The 18,244-nt window shown below is 69.4% G+C and carries 16 protein-coding genes and 1 tRNA gene; 4 read left to right on the top strand and 13 right to left on the bottom strand.

The annotated features are described in order from the left end of the window. Positions 1-18: 18 nt before the first annotated feature. On the top strand, positions 19-1,623 hold the full coding sequence (locus KPL78_RS16065; protein ID WP_219763987.1) for a winged helix-turn-helix domain-containing tetratricopeptide repeat protein: 1,605 nt from the start codon (positions 19-21) through the stop codon (positions 1,621-1,623). On the opposite strand, the gene KPL78_RS16070 is transcribed toward KPL78_RS16065, so the two are convergent. The 6 genes from KPL78_RS16070 to KPL78_RS16095 form a co-directional block, all read right to left on the bottom strand. Beyond that, positions 1,608-1,784, bottom strand: a complete 177-nt coding sequence (locus tag KPL78_RS16070) for a hypothetical protein (protein ID WP_219763988.1) — start codon at positions 1,782-1,784, stop codon at positions 1,608-1,610. The genes KPL78_RS16065 and KPL78_RS16070 overlap by 16 nt on opposite strands. Before the next feature lie 95 nt (positions 1,785-1,879). Then, positions 1,880-2,323, bottom strand: a complete 444-nt coding sequence (locus tag KPL78_RS16075) for a MaoC family dehydratase (protein WP_219763989.1) — start codon at positions 2,321-2,323, stop codon at positions 1,880-1,882. Continuing rightward, a complete protein-coding gene (locus KPL78_RS16080) occupies positions 2,320-3,465 on the bottom strand; it encodes an NAD(P)/FAD-dependent oxidoreductase (RefSeq protein ID WP_219763990.1) in 1,146 nt (381 codons plus the stop codon). Before KPL78_RS16080 ends, KPL78_RS16075 begins: the two co-directional genes overlap by 4 nt. 14 nt (positions 3,466-3,479) lie before the next feature. Then, on the bottom strand, positions 3,480-4,712 hold the full coding sequence (locus KPL78_RS16085; protein WP_219763991.1) for an NAD(P)-binding domain-containing protein: 1,233 nt from the start codon (positions 4,710-4,712) through the stop codon (positions 3,480-3,482). A 60-nt stretch (positions 4,713-4,772) separates the two neighbouring features. Beyond that, complete coding sequence (locus KPL78_RS16090; RefSeq protein WP_219763992.1) at positions 4,773-5,372, bottom strand: OsmC family protein; 600 nt, start codon at positions 5,370-5,372, stop codon at positions 4,773-4,775. Between the two features lie 284 nt (positions 5,373-5,656). Next, on the bottom strand, positions 5,657-5,968 hold the full coding sequence (locus KPL78_RS16095) for a hypothetical protein (RefSeq protein WP_219763993.1): 312 nt from the start codon (positions 5,966-5,968) through the stop codon (positions 5,657-5,659). Positions 5,969-6,375: 407 nt separating this feature from the next. Between KPL78_RS16095 and KPL78_RS16100 the strand changes: the two genes are divergently transcribed. Then, positions 6,376-7,032 (top strand): hypothetical protein, encoded by a 657-nt coding sequence (locus KPL78_RS16100; RefSeq protein ID WP_219763994.1) that lies wholly within the window; start codon positions 6,376-6,378, stop codon positions 7,030-7,032. A gap of 314 nt (positions 7,033-7,346) precedes the next feature. Here KPL78_RS16100 and KPL78_RS16105 read toward each other — a convergent pair. The 3 genes from KPL78_RS16105 to KPL78_RS16115 form a co-directional block, all read right to left on the bottom strand. After that, positions 7,347-7,421 (bottom strand) — tRNA-Gln (locus KPL78_RS16105). A 157-nt stretch (positions 7,422-7,578) separates the two neighbouring features. Continuing rightward, positions 7,579-10,770, bottom strand: a complete 3,192-nt coding sequence (locus tag KPL78_RS16110; RefSeq protein WP_219763995.1) for an efflux RND transporter permease subunit — start codon at positions 10,768-10,770, stop codon at positions 7,579-7,581. Between the two features lie 72 nt (positions 10,771-10,842). Continuing rightward, positions 10,843-12,018, bottom strand: a complete 1,176-nt coding sequence (locus KPL78_RS16115; protein WP_255569059.1) for an efflux RND transporter periplasmic adaptor subunit — start codon at positions 12,016-12,018, stop codon at positions 10,843-10,845. 121 nt (positions 12,019-12,139) lie between these two features. Here KPL78_RS16115 and KPL78_RS16120 point away from each other — a divergent pair, with 121 nt between their 5' ends. Then, positions 12,140-12,724 (top strand): TetR/AcrR family transcriptional regulator, encoded by a 585-nt coding sequence (locus KPL78_RS16120; RefSeq protein ID WP_219763996.1) that lies wholly within the window; start codon positions 12,140-12,142, stop codon positions 12,722-12,724. Here the strand turns inward: KPL78_RS16120 and KPL78_RS16125 are convergent. Next, positions 12,699-13,289, bottom strand: a complete 591-nt coding sequence (locus KPL78_RS16125; RefSeq protein ID WP_219763997.1) for a GNAT family N-acetyltransferase — start codon at positions 13,287-13,289, stop codon at positions 12,699-12,701. The genes KPL78_RS16120 and KPL78_RS16125 overlap by 26 nt on opposite strands. A 164-nt stretch (positions 13,290-13,453) precedes the next feature. Here KPL78_RS16125 and KPL78_RS16130 point away from each other — a divergent pair, with 164 nt between their 5' ends. Further along, the gene (locus tag KPL78_RS16130) at positions 13,454-14,428 is read left to right on the top strand and encodes a LysR family transcriptional regulator (RefSeq protein WP_219763998.1); all 975 of its coding nucleotides are present in this window, start codon (positions 13,454-13,456) and stop codon (positions 14,426-14,428) included. Here the strand turns inward: KPL78_RS16130 and KPL78_RS16135 are convergent. The 3 genes from KPL78_RS16135 to KPL78_RS16145 all read right to left on the bottom strand — a co-directional run bounded on the left by KPL78_RS16135 (position 14,425) and on the right by KPL78_RS16145 (position 18,234). Further along, complete coding sequence (locus KPL78_RS16135) at positions 14,425-14,574, bottom strand: tripartite tricarboxylate transporter substrate-binding protein (protein ID WP_219763999.1); 150 nt, start codon at positions 14,572-14,574, stop codon at positions 14,425-14,427. The two genes, KPL78_RS16130 and KPL78_RS16135, sit on opposite strands and share 4 nt — an antisense overlap. A 535-nt stretch (positions 14,575-15,109) precedes the next feature. Further along, positions 15,110-16,873 (bottom strand): ABC transporter permease subunit, encoded by a 1,764-nt coding sequence (locus KPL78_RS16140; protein WP_219764000.1) that lies wholly within the window; start codon positions 16,871-16,873, stop codon positions 15,110-15,112. Between the two features lie 2 nt (positions 16,874-16,875). Beyond that, entirely contained in the window at positions 16,876-18,234 is a 1,359-nt protein-coding gene (locus KPL78_RS16145; protein ID WP_219764001.1) for an LLM class flavin-dependent oxidoreductase, read from the bottom strand. Positions 18,235-18,244 lie beyond the last annotated feature (10 nt).

Below are 18,244 nucleotides of genomic sequence, written 5' to 3' on the forward strand. Positions count from 1 at the left end.
GTTGCACGGAGGAGCGAGATGTCTCTCACCTTCGCCGGCCACGAAGTCGATTTGCGCCGGCATGAGTTGCGTCGTGATGGCAATCGCGTGCATGTCGAGCCACAGGTCTTCGACCTGCTGGTTCACCTCGTGCGCAACCGCGACCGCGTCGTCAGCAAGGATGAGCTGCTCGACGAGATCTGGAGCGGACGCATCGTCTCCGAGGCGGCGCTCAGCAGCCGCATCAACGCCGCGCGCAAGGCGGTGGGCGACGATGGCGAACGCCAGACGCTCATCAAGACCATCCACAAACGTGGCTTCCGCTTCGTCGGCGAGGTCATCGAACGGCCGGAGGAGACCAAGCCCGCGCCAGAGCCGGCGCCGGCGACGGAAGCGCCTGCCGCGGATCGGTCGCAGCGGCCTTCGGTCGTCGTGCTGCCCTTCGCCAATCTCAGCGCAGAGCCCGATACGGACTATTTCAGCTATGGCCTGACCGAGGACATCATCCGCCTGCTCGCGCGCCATCGCTGGATGGATGTGCTGAGCCGCCACACCGCCGCCGCCTTCCGCGATCGTGATGTCGACGCGCGCGAGATCGGCACGACATTCGGCGTGCGCTACCTGGTGCATGGCAGCGTCGCGAAGCGCGGCGATCATGTGCGCCTCGCCGCGGAGCTGGTGTCGTGCGAGAGCGGGCGCCAGCTCTGGTCCGAGACCTATGACCTCGCCCTCGCCGATGTGCTCGAGGTGCAGCGCACGATGTCGGAGCAGATCGCCGCGGCGATCGAGCCCGAGCTCGCGCGGCTCGAACGCGAGGCCGCCGCGCGGCGCCCGCCGGTCAATCTTGGCGCCTGGGACTGCTACCAGCGCGGGCTGTTCCATCTCTGGGGCTTCACCCAGCCGGGCATGGCGGAAGCCGAGGCGATGTTCCGCCGCGCCATTGCGCTCGACCCGTCCTTTGCGCGCGCCCATGGCGGCCTCGCCTATGTGCTGCTGCAGGAAGCGGTGGTGGACGGCACGGCCGAACGCAAGGCGCGAATCGACGAAGCGCTGCGCGCGAGCCGCAGCGCGGTCGCGCTCGACAACCAGGACTGCATGAACCTCTGCGTGCTTGGCCGGGTGCACGCCTTCCGCCATGATTTCGAGGAAGCGATCGCCTTGCTGTCCGAGGCCCTGGTCCTCAATCCGAGCTTCGCCCAGGCGCATTACGCCCTGGGCTGTACCATGATCTGGAGCGGGCGGGCGCAGGAGGGCGTCGTGCATATCGATCGCGCCGCGGCGCTCAGCCCGCGCGACCCGCATCTGTCGAGCTTCCACGCGGCGCGCGCCTTGGCTCATATCCATCTCGGGGAACTGACCGAAGCGGTTGATTGCGCCCGTCGCGCGACGCGGGTGCCGAATGCGAAGGCCTGGCCGCACATAATGCTGGTCGCCGCGCTGGGGCTGCTGCAGCGTCACGAGGACGCACGGCGCGCGCTTGCCGGATTGAAGGAGAAGGCGCCGGGCTACAATCTGGTCGCGGCGCGCGCCGATTTCTTCTTCTGCTCGGAGGAATCGCTGATCGAGCGCTGCCTCGACGGGCTGCGGCAGGCGGGCCTCGATGACAGCCCTCCTGCGCTGGCCGATACTCAGCAGGGCGGATAGAGCAAGGCGAGCTCGTCCTTCCAGGACAGCGCCTCGCGTGGCGTCGCAAGCGCCAGGGCTGGCGCATGGGCGTCGGGCGGCGGCGGGGCATCGGGCCGTGACGCTGGAGTAGGACGGGATTTTGCTGCCTTCGGCGCGCCGGTCTTGGACGTCGTGGTCATGGTCGGGTCTCCTCGGTTGTAGGCGCTCTTCGCAAGGGGAGGGCGGGTGGCCGCGGCGGCCTGTGGCGCCGCCGCGGGGAGCGGGCGTCCGTGGCTCAGGCGGCCGGGCGCAGCGGCGCGGTCCAGGTCACGGCGGTGCCGGTCAGGCAGTCCTCTCCCGCCGCGTTGCGCACGGTCGTGGCCAGGGTGCAGATCGGCTTGTCGTCGCGCACCGTCACGACCTCGACGCGCGCGGTGATCGTCTCGCCGACGGGCACCGCCTTCACGAAGCGCCATTCGACGCCGAGGAAGACGGTGCCCGGTCCGGGCAGGTCCTCCGCCACCACGGCGTTGAGCAGCCCCGAGGTGATGCCGCCCTGCACGATCAGGCCGCCGAAGGGCGAGGCCGCGGCGAGCGCGGCGTCGTAGTGCAGCGGATTGCGGTCGCCGGTGATGGCGGTGAAGGCCTCGACATCGGCCATACCGGTGCGGCGGGTGCGCTCCGCCACCTGGCCGGGGCTCGGCTTGCCAGCCAGGGTGCGGGACCAGACGTCGCTCATGCCACCACCTCCGCGGCCAGCGCCGCGATCTCGTGCTTCATCGCCCGGTTCAAAGCGATGTGCAGTGCCTGCGCCTGCTCGAGCGTCCATTCGTAGCCGGCGATTTCGTCTGTCACGTGGAACAGCGGCAGGGATAGGGCGTCGCGACGCTCGGCGAAGCGGGCGAAGGCAGCCTCGCCGCCGATGGCGGCCGCATCGGCCAGCAGCGCGGCGTCGCGGAGCGCATCGGTGATGCCATGGGCGGTGATCGGGTCCTTGAAGTATCCCGCATCGCCGATCAGCGCCCAGCCGGGGCCGGCGGCCTGGCGCAGGAAGCCCTTGCGGCCGGCAAAGGCGACCGGCGCGCCATCGGGGATGAGCGCTGGGGTCTCCTCGGCCAGGGCAGGCGAGACCTCGGCCAGGATGCGCCGCAGAGCGGCCGGTCCGCCGGCCTGCATCTCGGCGCGGAAGCGCACGGGCGGCACCGAGACGAAGAGGCAGTGCCGGCCGGCATTGGTCGGGATGCGCCCCGCCGCCGCTCCGGGTGCATAGTGCCAATGCGTGCCGGTATCGGCCAGGCCCGGCACATAGGCATAGAGGCAGGCGGCGGCGTGGCGACCCTGCTCGGTCACCGGCGCGCCGGCCAGGCGTGCAACGGCGGAGCCGACGCCATCCGCGCCGACCACGAGCCCCGCCGCGACGGCGTGTTCGCGACCGGCCGCGTCCACCACCATCGCGCCGCCGACGCGACCGGCATCGTCGCGCAGCAGGGCGGTCACCGTCTGCCCGTGCCGGACCTCGGCCCCCGCCTCCCAGGCGGCATCGACCAGCAGGCTGTCGAGCAGCGTGCGCCGCGGCGCGTAGAGCGCATCGACGCCGTCGCCGGGGCGCAAATCGACCGGGACTGCCTGCGCGCCGTAGTGGAAGGTGGTGCGGCGGATCGGCGGCGTGCCAGCCTCGGCCAGCCGCGAGGCGAGGCCCCAGCGATCGAGCAGCATCACCCCCGCGCGCATCAGCGCATGGGTCGAGAGCGTGTCGGTGCCATAGGCACCGCGATCGACGGCCAGCACGCGCATGCCGCGCCGCGCCATCAGCATCGCCGCGGTAGCACCGGCGCAACGCGCGCCGACCACCAGGACATCGAAGCGTTCCATAGGCTGCATGGCACTCTCCTGCATCAGGCCGCGATGCGGCGGGTTGTGGCGAGATGGGCATGGAGCTCGGCGGCCAGCGCTTCGGCATCGGCGCCGACGCCGTCGAGGAAGTTCGAGTTGCGCCGGCGCAGGAAGCGCAGGCCGAGGACGTAGAGGCCCGGAGCCGGCGTCACGCCGCCGCGGTGGCGGATCTCCCCCTCGTCATCGAGGACCGGCACCTGCAGCCAGGCATGGTCGCGCCGGAAACCGGTGGCCCAGACGACGCTGCGGATGCCCTCGGCTGCGAGGTCGATGGTCGGCGGCGAGGGCGGGAAATCCGGCAGCGGCGGCGGGGGCGGCTGGTCCGGTGCACCCTCCGCGTCGGCGACCTGGCCGAGCCGCGCGACCAACCGGTCAAGCCTGCGCTGCGCGGCCGCAGTGGTGTCCGTGAGATCGTCGCGCAGCGCCGCGCGACTACCCTTAATGTCTATCAGGCGGCCGACCACGCGCACACCGATCGCGCGCAGCGTGCCGAGGTCGAGATTCGCGCAATCGGGCCGGCCGACCAGCTGCAGGGAGGGCTGCGCCCGCGCCGCGGCGAGATCCCGTGTCGCTTCTGCCGCTTCCGTCAGCACGCCGGCGCGCGCCATCCAGTCGAGGATGTCGCGTCCGCGCCACCGCCGCGGCAGCCGCGTATGGCGCCCGACCGAGAGCGTCACCGGGCGGCCGGAGCGATGGATCTCCTCGGCGATCTGCACGCCCGAGGCGGAAGCGCCGACCACCAGCACGCCGCCCGGCGGAAGCAGGCTGGGGTTGCGGTAGGAGGAGGGTGTGACCTGGTGGATCGCCCTGGGCAGCGAGGCGGCCATGGTGGGGATGTGCGGCTGGCCGCATTGGCCGGTGGCGATGACGACGCTGCGCGCCGCGATGTCGCCGCCGCTGGTCGCGGCCAGGTAGCCGGCGGGCGCGGCGCGCAGCGCATGGACCGCGACGCCGGCCTCGACCGGCGCGCCGGCGGCATAGCCTTCCAGATAGCGGATCACCTCGGGCATCGTCATGAAGCAGTCGGGGTCGTCGCCGCGATAGGACCAGCCGGGCAGCCGGCTCATCCAGTTCGGCGTGAGCAGCCGGAGATTGTCCCAGCGTTCGCTGCGCCAGCGCTCCGCGACGCGGCCGCGCTCGAGGATGCGATGGTCGATGCCGCGCGCGGCGAGGCAATGGCTCATGGCGAGCCCGGCCTGGCCGGCGCCGATGATGATGGCGTCGGTGGTCCGCATGGCGTCCTCGGGCGATGAAGGGGGCCCGGCGGCGGGGATGCGCCGCCGGCAGGGGGGGGGTCAGGCCTCCACGGCGATCGAGACAGGCACGCCGTTGGTCAGGATGTCGAAGACGGCCGAGCGCGCCTGGGCCTGCGCGACGATGGCCTTCAGCGTCTCGGACGGCGCATCGCCCGCGACCTTGAAGGTGACGCGCACGTCGCTGAAGCCGTTCCGCACGTCATCGGAAAGGCCGAGGATACCCCGCAGGTCGATATCGCCCTCGACCATCGCCTCGACCGAATGCAGCGACACGCCGCGCACAGCGGCGATGTTGGCGATGCCCGCGGTCAGGCAGCCGGCGAGGCCGTGCAGGATCCATTCGACCGGCGTCGGGCCCTCGTCCTCGCCGCAGAGCACGGCGGGGTGGTCGGACTGCGCCATGGTGGCGAATTTGTGCGCGTGGTCCCCGCCAGCGCCGGAGAAGCCCAGCATGGTGCCCTGCATATGCGTGCCGGACTTCCACTGGCCATGCGAGCGGAACTGGAATTTGGCGAGCGTCGGCTGGTCGGCGACGACGCCGATGGTGGCGAGCAGCGCCGGCGTGTTCACGCCGTTCAGCGGCGGCTTCTCCTTGCGCGTCTTGGGGGCCGGGGCTTCGACGACGGTGACGACGTTCATGGAAATTCTCCTCGGGTCTGCCGCGGGGTCGCGGTGCGTTGCTGGTGGGGGTGGTCGCGTCCCCCGGCTTCGGCCCGGCCCTGCGCCGGTCTGCGCCGGTGACGTGGCGGAACCCTAGGCAGGCGCGGCAGGCGAGGCTTGGAGAAGACCTTGAGAAAGGCTTGTCATGTCGTGGCTTTCGCGCGGCGCGATCGGGGAATTCCTTCATCGGCCTGGACGCGAGAAAGCCCCGGAGGGGCTCAGTCCCTCCGGGGCCTCCGGACATCGGCCGAGGTGGATGGGTGTCAGCCGCCCGCCGGGATGTGCACGACGGAGAGGTTCTCCCCGCTCCCCACGACCTGGGCGACGTAGCCGGGCGCTTCAGGCGGCGGCACGTCGAGGTGCTGGACCGACTGGTTCTCGCCCGAGCCGGTCATGATCGCGCGCGGCTGCACGGCGGCGATCACGCCGCGCGGTGCGACGACGGACTGGTTCTCCCCGGACCCCACCACCTGCGGCGTGTAGGTGCCCGACTGGCGGAAGGCATGCGCGCCGGGGGCGGCGGCGGCCGAGAACATCACGGTGGCGATCAGGATGCGAATGGCGTTGCTGGACATGATCGTTCTCCAAGTGTTGACCCGCGGCGCGGAGGACGCGGTGCGTTGCGTGATTGCAAGGCGCCCCTTGCCGGACCATCCGGCCTGTCCGGGCACGGAGCCCTTGGGGACGTGTCCGGACCCTATCCAACGGCTGGCCAGGAGGCTTGGAGACGAGCGGGAGAAGTCGTGGAGAAAGCCCGGATTCCAGCGTGAGGCGACGTGACCATGCCGCCATGCCCATGCGGCGCATCTGCGAGGCCCCGCGCGAATATCCGCCCCACTTCTCTCCGGCGGAGGCGTATCCGGCGCGGCTGAACGGCGGCGCGTCCCGGCCGGTTCAGCCAGGGTTCCGTGGCGGCGCCCCGGTCCATCATTGGTGCTCTGACCTTACCTGGGATCTGCGACCATGACGGTGGTGCGGCTGAATGCTGCGCGCCGTGCGATCCGCCAGGGCGCTGCCGACGGAGGCGGCACAGCAGCGGCGGAGGCTCGATGCCGCAGGGAAGCTGGCGCGTCGCGGGCATCAGCAGGGCCACGCTGTGCAGCGGGACATCCTACTCGCCCTCCGCGCTGAGATGACGGTGCAGCGGCATGAGATCACTATCCATCTCGCGTCGCGCGGATTGCTTGCAGTCATCGCAGGCAAGGGCGGCAGCGCTGCCAGTGCGATCGACAAGGGCAGCGACAACGACCCCAGGGACGATCGACATCTCCCGCGCATCACGCTCACTGAGCCCGTGTCCATCCGGCGAGCCGGTCGTGAGATGGCGTTGCTGGTGGGATCGGTCGTCGCCGCGGATCTGTCGGACCTATCTCTGGTTCGCCTGATCGCCAAGGTCTGGGCGCTGCGCGAGGCGCTGGTGTCGAGCACCGCGCCGAGCCTGACGGCGTTCGCAGCGGAGCAGGGCATCTCGCAATCCTATGCGAGCCGGTTGGTTCGTCTCGCCTGGCTGGCGCCGGACATCGTCGAGGCCAACCTTGGGGGCTGCCAGCCGGCGAACCTGACGGCATCGCGGCTGATGCATGACACCCGCCTTCCCAACGAATGGCAGGACCAGCGCCGGGCGCTTGGGTTCGTCTGAGCCGGAATAGTTGCGGGCTGCCGTTGCGCTGGCGGTCTCTCACTGCCTTCCGCGCTCGCTTGGACACATCCGACCCGCAGGAGCGGGGAGAGGGTATGCCAAGCCCGAAGCCGCTTGGGGGCTGACATCTGACCCCATCCGTACATGCCGAAATGGCCTCGAGAGACAGAACCGGCATTTCCGCGGCTAATGCCGCCGGGCCCGCGTCTCTCAGGTACGATTCGCCGGAGGCCCTCGCGTGTCTGGCCGGAAAGGCGGGCCTTTCGCGGGCCGGCCGCGCCGAGCCAGAAATCGTCTGCGACACCGCGACTGCGTGGTTGGGGCGCCAGGATTCGAACCTGGGAATGGCGGTACCAAAAACCGCTGCCTTACCGCTTGGCTACGCCCCACCGCGGAGGAACCGCATTTGTGCCCGGTTATCGGCCGGCGTCCATCCTGACAAGATGAAGCGGTCTCGGACTCCGGGCAAGCAGGTCCCGCGCCTTATGATCGAGCCGGGCTGGCGGTGCAAGCCAGCCCGCGCTCCATTGGCCGCGGCGGATTGCGCTATCTGATCGTCCGGAACGTCTCGTCGCTCGGTGCGGCCGTGACCGGACGTTCCTCCCGTCCCCGCCGCCGCGCCAGAGCGCGCGCGACGACATAGAAGACTGGCGTGAACAGCAGGCCGAACAGCGTCACCCCCAGCATGCCGTAGAAGACCGCGGTGCCGAGGCTTTGCCGCATCTCCGCCCCCGCGCCCGTCGCGATGGTCAGCGGCAGGACGCCTAGAATGAAGGCGAGGCTCGTCATCAGGATTGGCCGCAGCCGGGTACGAGCCGCCGCGATAGCGGCATCCCAGCGGGACAGCCCCTCTTCCTCCGCCGCGCGGGCGAATTCGACGATCAGGATCGCGTTCTTCGCCGCGAGCCCCACCAGCACGACCAGCCCGACCTGCACCAGCACGTTGTTGTCGAGCCCGGCATGCCGCACGCCGAGCAGCGCCGCCAGCACCGACATCGGCGCGATCAGCACGATGGCGAGCGGCAGCAGCCAGCTCTCATACATCGCCGCCAGCACGAGGAAGACGAAGATGACCGCGAGCCCGAAGGCGATCGGCGCGGTGTTGCCGACCAGCTTCTCTTGCAAGGCGATCTCGGTCCATTCGTAGCCGAAGCCTTCGGGTAGGTTCTCCGCGAGCACGCGCTCCATGATGGCGATGGCCTGACCGGTCGACACACCCGGCAGCGCCGCCCCCTGGAGTTCGACCGCCGGGAACAGGTTGTAGCGCGGCATCCGATACGGCCCGGACGTCTCCTGGAAGGTCGCCAGGCTGCCCAGCGGCACCATGGCACCAGAGTCGCTGCGCGTGCGCAGCCGCGCGATGTCCTCGATCTCCGTGCGGTGCCGCGCATCGGCCTGCGCGGTGACACGCCAGGTGCGGCCCAGCAGGTTGAAGTCGTTGACGAAGGCGGAGCCGAGATAGACGCCCATCGCCTCGTTCACGCGGCTGATCGGCACGCCGAGCATCTCGGCCCGCGAGCGGTCCACGTTGGCGCGGATCTGCGGCGTCGCCGTGTTGAACAGGCTGAAGGCGAAGGCGATGCCCGGCGTCTGATTGGCGGCCATCATGACCGCCTGCATGGCGCGTTCCATCTCCCGCGGCCCATGGCCGGCGCGGTCCTGGATCATCAGCTTGAAGCCGCCGCCCGTGCCGATGCCGGGCACCGAGGGCGGGGCCAGCACGAAGACCATCGCATCCGGATCACCCATCAGCCGGCCCTGCAGGTCGGCCAGGATGCCGCCGGTGGTCAGGTGGTGCTCGGCGCGTTCCTCGAAGGGCTTCAGTGTCGCGAAGACCACGCCGGCATTCGGCGCATTGGTGAAGGTCGCGCCGTCGAAGCCGACGAAGGCGACCGCGCTCTCGACGCCCGGCGTCGCCAGGATGGCCTCCGAGGCGCGCCGGATCACCGCATCGGTACGCGACAGGTTCGCTCCCGGCGGCAACTGGAAGGCGGCGATGAAGTAGCCGCGGTCGAGCGGCGGGATCAGCCCCGTCGGCGTCGAGGTCACCGTCCAGCCCGTGGCCGCGAGCAGCCCCCCATAGACCAGCATCAGCAGCACGGGGATGCGGATCAGCCGCCGTGTCATCGCGCCATAGCCGATGGACAACCGGTCAAACAGCCAATTGAAGCCACGTGCGAAGGCGCCGAAGGGCCGCAGCAGCAAGGGGCGCGGGCCCTCGTGATGGGCATGCGGCTTCAGCAAGATCGCCGCCAGCGCCGGCGACAGCGTCAGCGACACTATCGCGGAGAGCAGCGTCGCGACCGAGATCGTCACCGCGAACTGCTTGTAGAAGGCGCCGGAGATGCCGGTGATGAAGGCGGTCGGCACGAAGACCGCGACCAGCACCAGGGCGATGGCGATCAGCGCGAAGCCGACCTCGTCCATCGTCTTGCGCGCCGCTTCCAGCGGGGACAGTCCGGTGGACATGTGCCGCTCGGCATTTTCCACCACGACGATCGCGTCATCGACGACGATGCCGATGGCCAGGATCAGGCCGAACATGGTCAGCGTGTTCAGCGTGAAGCCCAGCGCCAGCAGGATCGCGAAAGTGCCGATGATGGACACCGGGATGGCCAGCAGTGGGATCACTGCCGCACGCCAGTTCTGCAGGAACAGGATGACCACGAGGACGACAAGGACAATCGCCTCCATGAAGGTGTGCAGCACCGCTTCCATGCTCTGGGCGATGAAGCGCGTCGGGTCATAGACGATGCTGTAGCCGATACCCGGCGGGAAGGAGCGGGCCGCCTCCTCCATGGTGGCGCGCACGGCGGCCGCGGTCTGCAGCGCGTTGCTGCCCGGCCGCTGGAATACCGCGATCGCGGTGGCGAGCTGGTTGTTCAGCAGCGCATTCACCGTGTAGTCGGCCGCGCCGATCTCGATGCGTGCGACATCGCGCAGGCGCAGCGGTGCGCCGTGCTCGCCGGTCGCGATGATCTGCTCGCCAAACTCCTCCGGCGTCGCCAGGCGGCCCTGGGTCAGCACCGACAGTTCGAAGCCGCCGGCATTCGTGGCGCGCGGCGCCTGGCCCAGCGCGCCGGCGGCGACCTGGACGTTGGCGCGGCGCAGGGCGTCCACCACCTCGCCGGCGGTCAGCCCACGCGCGGCGATCCGATCCGGGTCGAGCCACACCCGCATTGCATAATCGCGCGCCCCGAAGACCTGCGCGTCGCCGACACCGTCGATGCGCGCCAGCCGGTCCTTGATGTTCAGCGTCGCGTAGTTGGAGATGTATTCATGGTCGCGGCTGCCGTCCGGGGAGGTGATATGCACCACCATCAGGAAGTCCGGGCTCGCCTTGCGCACGGTGATGCCGAGGCGCCGGACCTCTTCCGGCAGGCGCGGCTCGGCCACCGCGACGCGGTTCTGGACCAGCACCTGCGCCTGGTCGCCGTCCACGCCCTGGCGGAACACCACCGTCACCGTCAGGCGCCCATCGCCGGTCGATTGGGAGGTGACGTAGAGCATGCCGTCCACGCCGTTCACCTCCTGTTCGATCGGTCCGGCGACCGTCTCCGCGATCGTTTCGGCCGAGGCACCGGGATAGTTCGCGGTGATCGTCACGCTGGGCGGCGCGATCTCGGGGTACTCCGAGATCGGCAAGCGGAAGGCGGCGATCGCCCCGACCAGGGTAATCGCGATGGAGATGACCGCGGCGAAGACCGGCCGGTCGATGAAGAAGCGAGCGAGGCGCATCGTGGCAGGCCTTCGGCGTCGCCGCGCGCGCTGCGCGCAGCCTGGGTGGCAGGAAGTCGCCGCGGTTGCGGCTTACTGGGCGGCGGCGAGCGGGCTCGGCCCGATGCGGCCCTGCTCGGCCGTCACGCGCGACCCGGGACGGGCGCGGTGCAAGCCGCCGATGATGACGCGGTCACCCGGGGCGAGGCCGCTGCGCACGACGCGCAGCCCCTCGCTGAGCGGCCCGAGCTGCACCGTGCGCGGCGCGACCGTCCCGTCCGCGGTGACGGTCAGCACCATCCGCCCGGCCTGGTCCGCCATCACGGCGGTATCGGGCACCAGCAGCGCCGGCGCCTCGCCGGTCGAGAGCCGGACGCGCGTGAAGCTGCCCGGCGTCAGGAACAGGTCGGGATTCGGCACCACCGCGCGCGCGCGGATCGTGCCGCTGCGCGTGTCGAAGACACTGTCCACGAAGTCGATATGGCCTTCGCGGGAGAACTCCGTCTCATCCAGCAGGCGAAGCTGCACAGGCAGCCGGCCGTCGCGCAGCCCGCCCTGCGCGGCGCGCGCTTGGCGCAGGTACTCGGCCTCGCTGGCATCGAAGGTCACATAGACGGGATCGAGCGTCACCAGCGTCGTCAGCAGCGTCTCCCCGGCCTGCACCAGGTTGCCGGCATCGACGCGCCGGTCACTGATGCGCCCGGACCGCGGCGCGCGGATCTCGGTGAAGTCGAGGTCGAGGGCCGCCTGACGTTCGGCCGCCTGGGCGGCGGCGAGGCCGGCCTGGGCCTCGCGCAGCGCCGAACGCCGGGAATCGAGTTCCGCCTGCGGGGCGATCCGACTGGCCGCGAGCGACTCGTAGCGGGCGATCTGCTGCTCGGCGAGCAGCAGCCGGGCTTCGTTGCGCGCCACCTCCGCCCGCGCGGTGTCCAGCGCGATGCGGAATGGCCGCTGGTCGATGGTGAACAGCAGGTCCCCGGCCTTGACGATGGCGCCGTCGGTGAAATGCACCGCATCCACTTGGCCCGACACCCGCGCGCGCAGCTCGACGCGCGCGGACGGTTCCACCCGGCCGGTATGCTCCTGCCACTCCGTCACCGGCCGGGCGAGAGGTGCCGCGACGGTCACGGGGGGCGGGGCCGGCTGGGCCAGGGCGACGGGCGCGGCGGCCGTGAGGGCGGCGCCGACGGCTGCGCCCTGGAAGCGGGCCAGCCATGACATCCAAAGGCTTTCGGTCTGTTCAGGGGCCTTGCGCGTGGGGGAGGGCATGGCTTATCTCCAGTGATGTTACCGACCGGTTCGTCTCGGATCGCTACGTAGAGTGACCGGTCGGTATCATCAAGGAGTTTTTTTGCGCACCGCAACCGTTGCGCAAAGGAGGTTGGTCACCATGCCAGGCGAGGTCGCCGCCAAACCCAAGGCCGCCGAACGGATCCAGGAAGCCGCGCGCACCCTGTTCGAGCGCCAGGGCATCCGGGCCACCGGCGTCGAGGAGGTCTGCCGCGTCGCGGGCGCGACGAAGATGAGCCTCTACCGCGCCTATCCCAGCAAGGATGCGCTGGTGGCGACGATCCTCGCCGAGGATGCCGCCGAGCATGATGCCTGGGTCGAGGAATCCCTCGCCGAGGCGAAGGACCCCGCCGACCGCCTGCGCGCCCTGATCGAGGCGACGGCGGTGGAGGTCGCGCAGCCCGGCGTCTGCGGCTGCCCGATGCTGCTGGCCCAGGCCGAGTTCCGCGACCCTGAGCACCCGACCTACAAGGTCGTGTCCGGCTTCAAGCAGGGCTGCCACGAACGTATCCGCGCCCTGGCGGAGGAAGCCGGAGCCGCCGATCCGGTTGCGCTGGCGGACGACCTCTCCCTCGCCATCGAAGGCGCAATCGCCGCGCGCAGCTACCTGGGCGAGACGCGGGCCGCCGATTCCCTGCGCCGCTGCGGCGACCGGCTGATCAGCGGGGCGCTGAGCAAGCGGTAGAGGTCGGCGGTGCCGTGTCGCCGAACCCGAGGCTCCGCTGCAGCAGCACCGTGTCAAGCCACTGGCCGTGCTTGTACCCGACGGCCCGCAACACGCCGACATGCCGGAATCCATGCCGCAGATGGAGGTGGATGGAGGGCAGGTTCGTCTGCCCCCCGATCACGGCGATCATCTGCCGGTAGCGCAGGTGCTCGCACGCTTCGATCAGCGCCGCGAGCAACCGCGAGCCAAGTCCCTGCCCGGTCGCATCCGGCCGCAGATAGATCGAGTTCTCGACCGTATCGCGATAGGCGGCGCGCGGACGATATGCGCTGACATAGGCATAGCCGAGCAGCGCCCCGTCCTTCTCCGCGACTAAATAGGGATAGCCCTGAAGGGTCAGGGCTTCGCAGCGACGCGCCATCTCCGCGCGATCGGGGGCCTCCGCCTCGAAGGAGGCGGTGCCGGTGCGGACGTGATGGCCGTAGATCCCGGTAATCGCGCCCAGATCGTCCGGCGCGACCGGACGCAGCAGAAGACCCGCCACGGTCTTCGATACGGCGGAAGCTGGAAGTGCATTCGACATGAAGGAGTCCTGAGTCACGCGTACTGCCACGCCGGCAGCGTGGGCATGCTCCGCCCCGGGACCGTCACCTAGAAGAAGGAAATCCTTCTGAAAGCGGAAAGCGGAACCTGCAGACGGGCTCGCGCGCCGTGGCGCGGAATGGTCCCGGATGCTAGTTAGACGCCATGTACGGGCTGACCCTGCGGCAGGTGCGCGCGTTCCTTGTCACGGTGGAACTCGGCAGCGTGTCGGCGGCGGCGCGGAGCCTCGGCCTGACGCAACCGGCGATTGGCCAGCAGCTCCGCGAGTTCGAGGCGCAGCTCCGCGTCAAGCTGTTCGAGAAGGTGGGCACGCGCCTGCATCCGACCCAGGCCGGGCTCGCCCTGGTGCAGCCTGCCCGGGAGCTATTGGGCTCGGTCGGCCGCCTTTACGAGGCCGGCGCCCGCTTCCGCGCCGGGAATAGCGGGCAGATTCGCCTCGGCACGGGTGCGACGGCCTGCATCTGCTTCCTGCCGGAACCGATCCGCCAGACCAAGCAGGCCCTGCCCGGCGTCGAGATCGCGGTCACCACCGGCAACGCCGCGCCGATGCTTGAGGCACTGCTGCAGGGAACGCTCGATGTCGCGCTGGTGGCCGCTCCGCATGACAGCCTGCCGAGAAGCCTGGAAGCCGAGCTGCTGTTCCATGACCCCCTCTGCGCTCTGATCCCGAAGGGCCTGGCGCACCGGATGGCGCCGCACCCGACACCTCAGGACCTCGCAGCCCATCCCCTCATCATGCATTCCACGGGAAGCGCGACGCGAAATCTGGCCGATGAGTGGTTCCACAAAGCGGCCATAGTGCCGACGCCGACCATGGAATTCGACAGCGTGGTGGCGATCATCGAGCTGGTCGCCGCGGGCCTCGGTTGCTCCATCATCCCGATGATGGCCATGACGAAAGAACGCCCGGATCTCGAGATCCGCCTCCTCGATCCGCCCGTCGAGCGCCCCATCAGCATGGTGATGCGCGCGAACCAGGTGCCGGATGCGGCGCTGCGCATGTTGCTCGGCAAGATCCGCGCGATGACGGACTTCCACCGCTCATGCTCCATGCGCAGCAGGGACGCCATGTCGCCGGCGACAACGACACCGACCTCGGCGGCGATGCCCAAGCCCTAGGCCTTCATCTCGGGCCCGTTCATCAAGGCGAGGAACGCATGCTTGAGCGGCGCGATGGTCTCCCGCTCCGTTCCCTGCGGCGCGAAGAGACTGATCGAGTTGCGAAGCACGAAGCCCGGCACGCCCGCTTCGGCGAAGGTCGGCACATTGGGCGCCTCTCGATCCGATGATCGCTGCCGATGGCGAGCATCCTCAACCGGCCGCGCTGTTGTCCCAGATTGCCCAGCACCGTCGCAGGCGAGGCGATCTGCATCTCGATCATGCCGGATAGCAGGGCCTGCACGGCGTCCGCGGCGCCGGGAGGCGGCACATGCATCAGCGTCACGCCGGTGGCGGGCCGCACATATGCGGACGGCCTATGTCACGCTGTCCGGCGCGGGGCATTGGCTGGGCTGCGGCTGAACTTCCAGGAGTGACGGCGCGCCGGCGCGGAACTGGAGTGGGGCTTTGCCCCTCTCCAGACCTCTCCCTACCAAAGGCCAAAAGACCCTTCGAAACCTCAACGTGGCGCCACGCCGCCATGCCACACTGGACCCCTACTAGCGTGTGCGACGCATAGAAGCGGGCTTCGGCACTGCTTCTGAACCGTAGCGCCCATCGCCAGCAGATTGCGGCCCAGGTGTTCCACGGACCTGGCGGGGTAAGGTCCGGAAAGGGGCGCCGCCTCCATCTGGTCCGGCCCTACGCCCTCCGCCCCGCCTTCGGCCGCAGCAGCTCCGCCAGCATGAACAGCGCGGTTACCACGACGATCACGACGACCGACGCCGCGACCAGCAGCGGGCTGACCTGCAGGATGACGTCGTCCCACATCTGCTTTGGCAATGTACTACGCAGTCCGCCACCGATGAACAGCGCGACAGTCAGCTCCTCGAAGGAGGACAGGAAGGCGAAGATCAGACCCGCCACCAAGCCGCCGCGGATCAGCGGCATGGTCACACGGCAGAAGACGCGTGGCCGGTTTGCACCGAGCGTCGCGGCCGCTTGGTCCAACCGCCAATCATGTGACTTCAGCGTCGCCAATACGATGACGAAGGCGATCGGCATGGCATGCACCACATGGCCCAGCATGATGCCGAGGTCGGTCGCGATCAGCCCAAGCCGAGCAAAGAGCTGGAACAGCGCGACGCCGACGACGATGGACGGGATCACCATCGGCGTCATGAACAACAGGAAGGCAAAAGGCGTCAGCCGGCTCGCGCTGCGGGCCAGCCCGAAGGCCGCGAGCGTCGCCAGCGTCATCGTCACGACAGCCGTCGCCGCGCCGATGCCGAAGGACCGTAGCGTGGCCGAGGTCCAGACCGGCGAGTTCATGTACTCCTCGAACCAGCGTAGGCTGAAGCCGGGCGGCGGAAAGGACATGAACTCCGCGCTGGTGAACGCCATCGGGATCAGCGCCAGGATCGGCAGGACGAGCACGGCAATGACGACGACCGCGTACGCCGTCAGCAGCCAGGCGAAGCGGTGCCCTCCGAGCAGCCCGGCCGACACCTCCGACAGCGCGCCGAACAGCGTCGACGCGACGCGCGTCAGCCACAGGCCGGTACGACGGATCAGGCTGCGCGCCGAACGCGATTGCGACCCGCCGCCGGTCATCCGCGAGAGGCCGAAGACGCGGTCATAGACCAGGCAGCTCGCCAAGGCTGCGGCGATCAGCAGGGCCGAGAGCGCCGAGGCGAAGACCAGGTTGTCCATCTGCTGGACCTGGTTGATGATCGCCTGGCCCATCATGGTCTCGCGCGGGCTGCCGAGCAGCGCCGGCGTGATGAAGTAGCCCAGCCCCCCGATGAAGACGAGCAGCCCGGCCGAGGCGACCCCCGGCATCGACAGCGGCAGATAGACGCGCCAGAAGGCCGTGACGCGCGATGCGCCGAGCGTCCCCGCCGCCTGGGTCAGCCGCGGGTCGAGCTGGGTCATCACCGACAGCATGGACACGGCGGCGAGCGGTACCATGCTGTGCGTCATCGCGAAGATGACGGTGGCGCGGTTGAACAGAAGGTCTGGCGGCGCCTCCATGCCCAGGGCGCGCAGTGCCTCGGCGAAGATCCCGTTGCGGCCGAGCAGCACCAGCCATGCGAAGTTCTTCACCAGCGCGCTGGTCCACAGCGGCAGCAGCACCAGCAGCGCCATGATGCGCTGCCGTCGCGCCGGCAGCCGCGCCAGCCAATAGGCGAGCGGATAGGCGATCAGCAGGCACAGCACCGTGACCTGCAAGGCGATCCAGAAGGTATTCGAGATGATGCGCGTATAGACCGGCACCCCGAGCGCACGCTGATAGGCGTGTAGCGTCCATGCGCCCGTGTCGTCATCCGTCAGGCTGAGCGAGAGCAACCCAAGCGACGGCAGCACCAGAAAGGCCGCCAGGAATAGCAGCCCCGGCAGCGCCAGCCAGATGGCATCGCGCCGCCGCCGGGGCGCCGCCGCCACTTCGATCGCGACGCCCGACATGCCTATTGCGCGGCCGCGAGCGGATGCGCCGCCGCGACGTAGCGATTCGGCGGGCGCTTCAGCCCGAGATGCTCACGCAGCGTCCGGCCCTCATAGGCGGTGCGATACAGGCCGCGCTTCTGCAGGATCGGCACGACATGCTCGACGAAGAAGGCGAGGCCGCCCGGCATCAGGGAGAAGGTCATCATGAAGCCGTCGCAGGCCCCGGCGGTGAACCACTCCTCCATGTGATCAGCGAACTGCTCCGGCGTGCCCCGGAAGGTCTGGTGGCCGCGTTCATAGCGCTGCCAGAGCTGGCGCAGCGTCAGCCCCTGACGGATCAGCTCCAGGATGTGGTTGAAGTAGGCTTGGTGGAAATTGGCGCTCTTCGGGATGCGATCCTCGGGGATGGGCGCATCCGGGTCGAGGTCGGACAGGTCGGCCTCCAGATCCATGCCCAGCCGCATCTTGCCCACGATCGGATGGATCATGCCTTGCAGCGTCTGGTACATGTCCTCGGCTTCCTGCGTGCTGCGCGCGAGGAGGTTCGGCTTGCCGGCAAGGACCTTGAGATCGCCCGGCTCGCGGCCGAACTTCGCCATGCGGCCCTTGAGATCGTCATAGGAGGCCCTGGCCTTCTCTACCGACGCATCCGAGGCGAAGACCACCTCCGCGACGCGCGCCGCGAAATCGCGGCCGGTGTCCGAGGCGCCGGCCTGGATGATCACGGGCTGGCCCTGAGGCGTGCGCTCGATGTTCAGCGCGCCATTGACCTTGAAGAACTTGCCTTCATGGTCGATCGGGTGCTGCTTCGCGGGTTCGAAGATCTGGCCGCGCGCGCGGTCGCGGATCCAGGCATCGTCTTCCCACGTATCCCACAGCTTCTGCACGATATCGACGAATTCGCTCGCGCGCTCATAGCGCAGGCCGTGCGGCGGCAGCTTCTCATGCCCGAAGTTGCGGGCCGCGAAATCATTCGCCGAGGTCACCACGTTCCACGCCGCGCGCCCATGGCTGAGATGATCGAGCGAGGCGAATTGGCGCGCGATATTGTAGGGCTCGGAAAAGCTCGTGCTCGCCGTGGCGCCCAGGCCGATATGCGTCGTCAGCCCCGCGATGGTCGAGAGCAGGGTGATCGGTTCGAACACGTTCATGAACATCGGCAGGCGGCTATAGGCCTCGAGCTGCGAGGTCCGCGCCGCCGGCGTGTCGGCGATGAAGAACAGGTCGAACAATCCGCGTTCGGCCAGGCGTGCGGCGTCGCGGTACCATTCGATGCTGGTTGACGCCTTCGCATCGGTGCTGGGATGCAGCCAGGCGGCCGCGTGATAGCCGTTGGGATTGGTCAACAGCGCGAGGGCGATCTTGCGGCCGGTGCTCATGACGGCGTTT

It is taken from the genome of Roseomonas alba (genome assembly GCF_019430885.1).
GTDB classification, from domain to species: domain Bacteria; phylum Pseudomonadota; class Alphaproteobacteria; order Acetobacterales; family Acetobacteraceae; genus Neoroseomonas; species Neoroseomonas alba.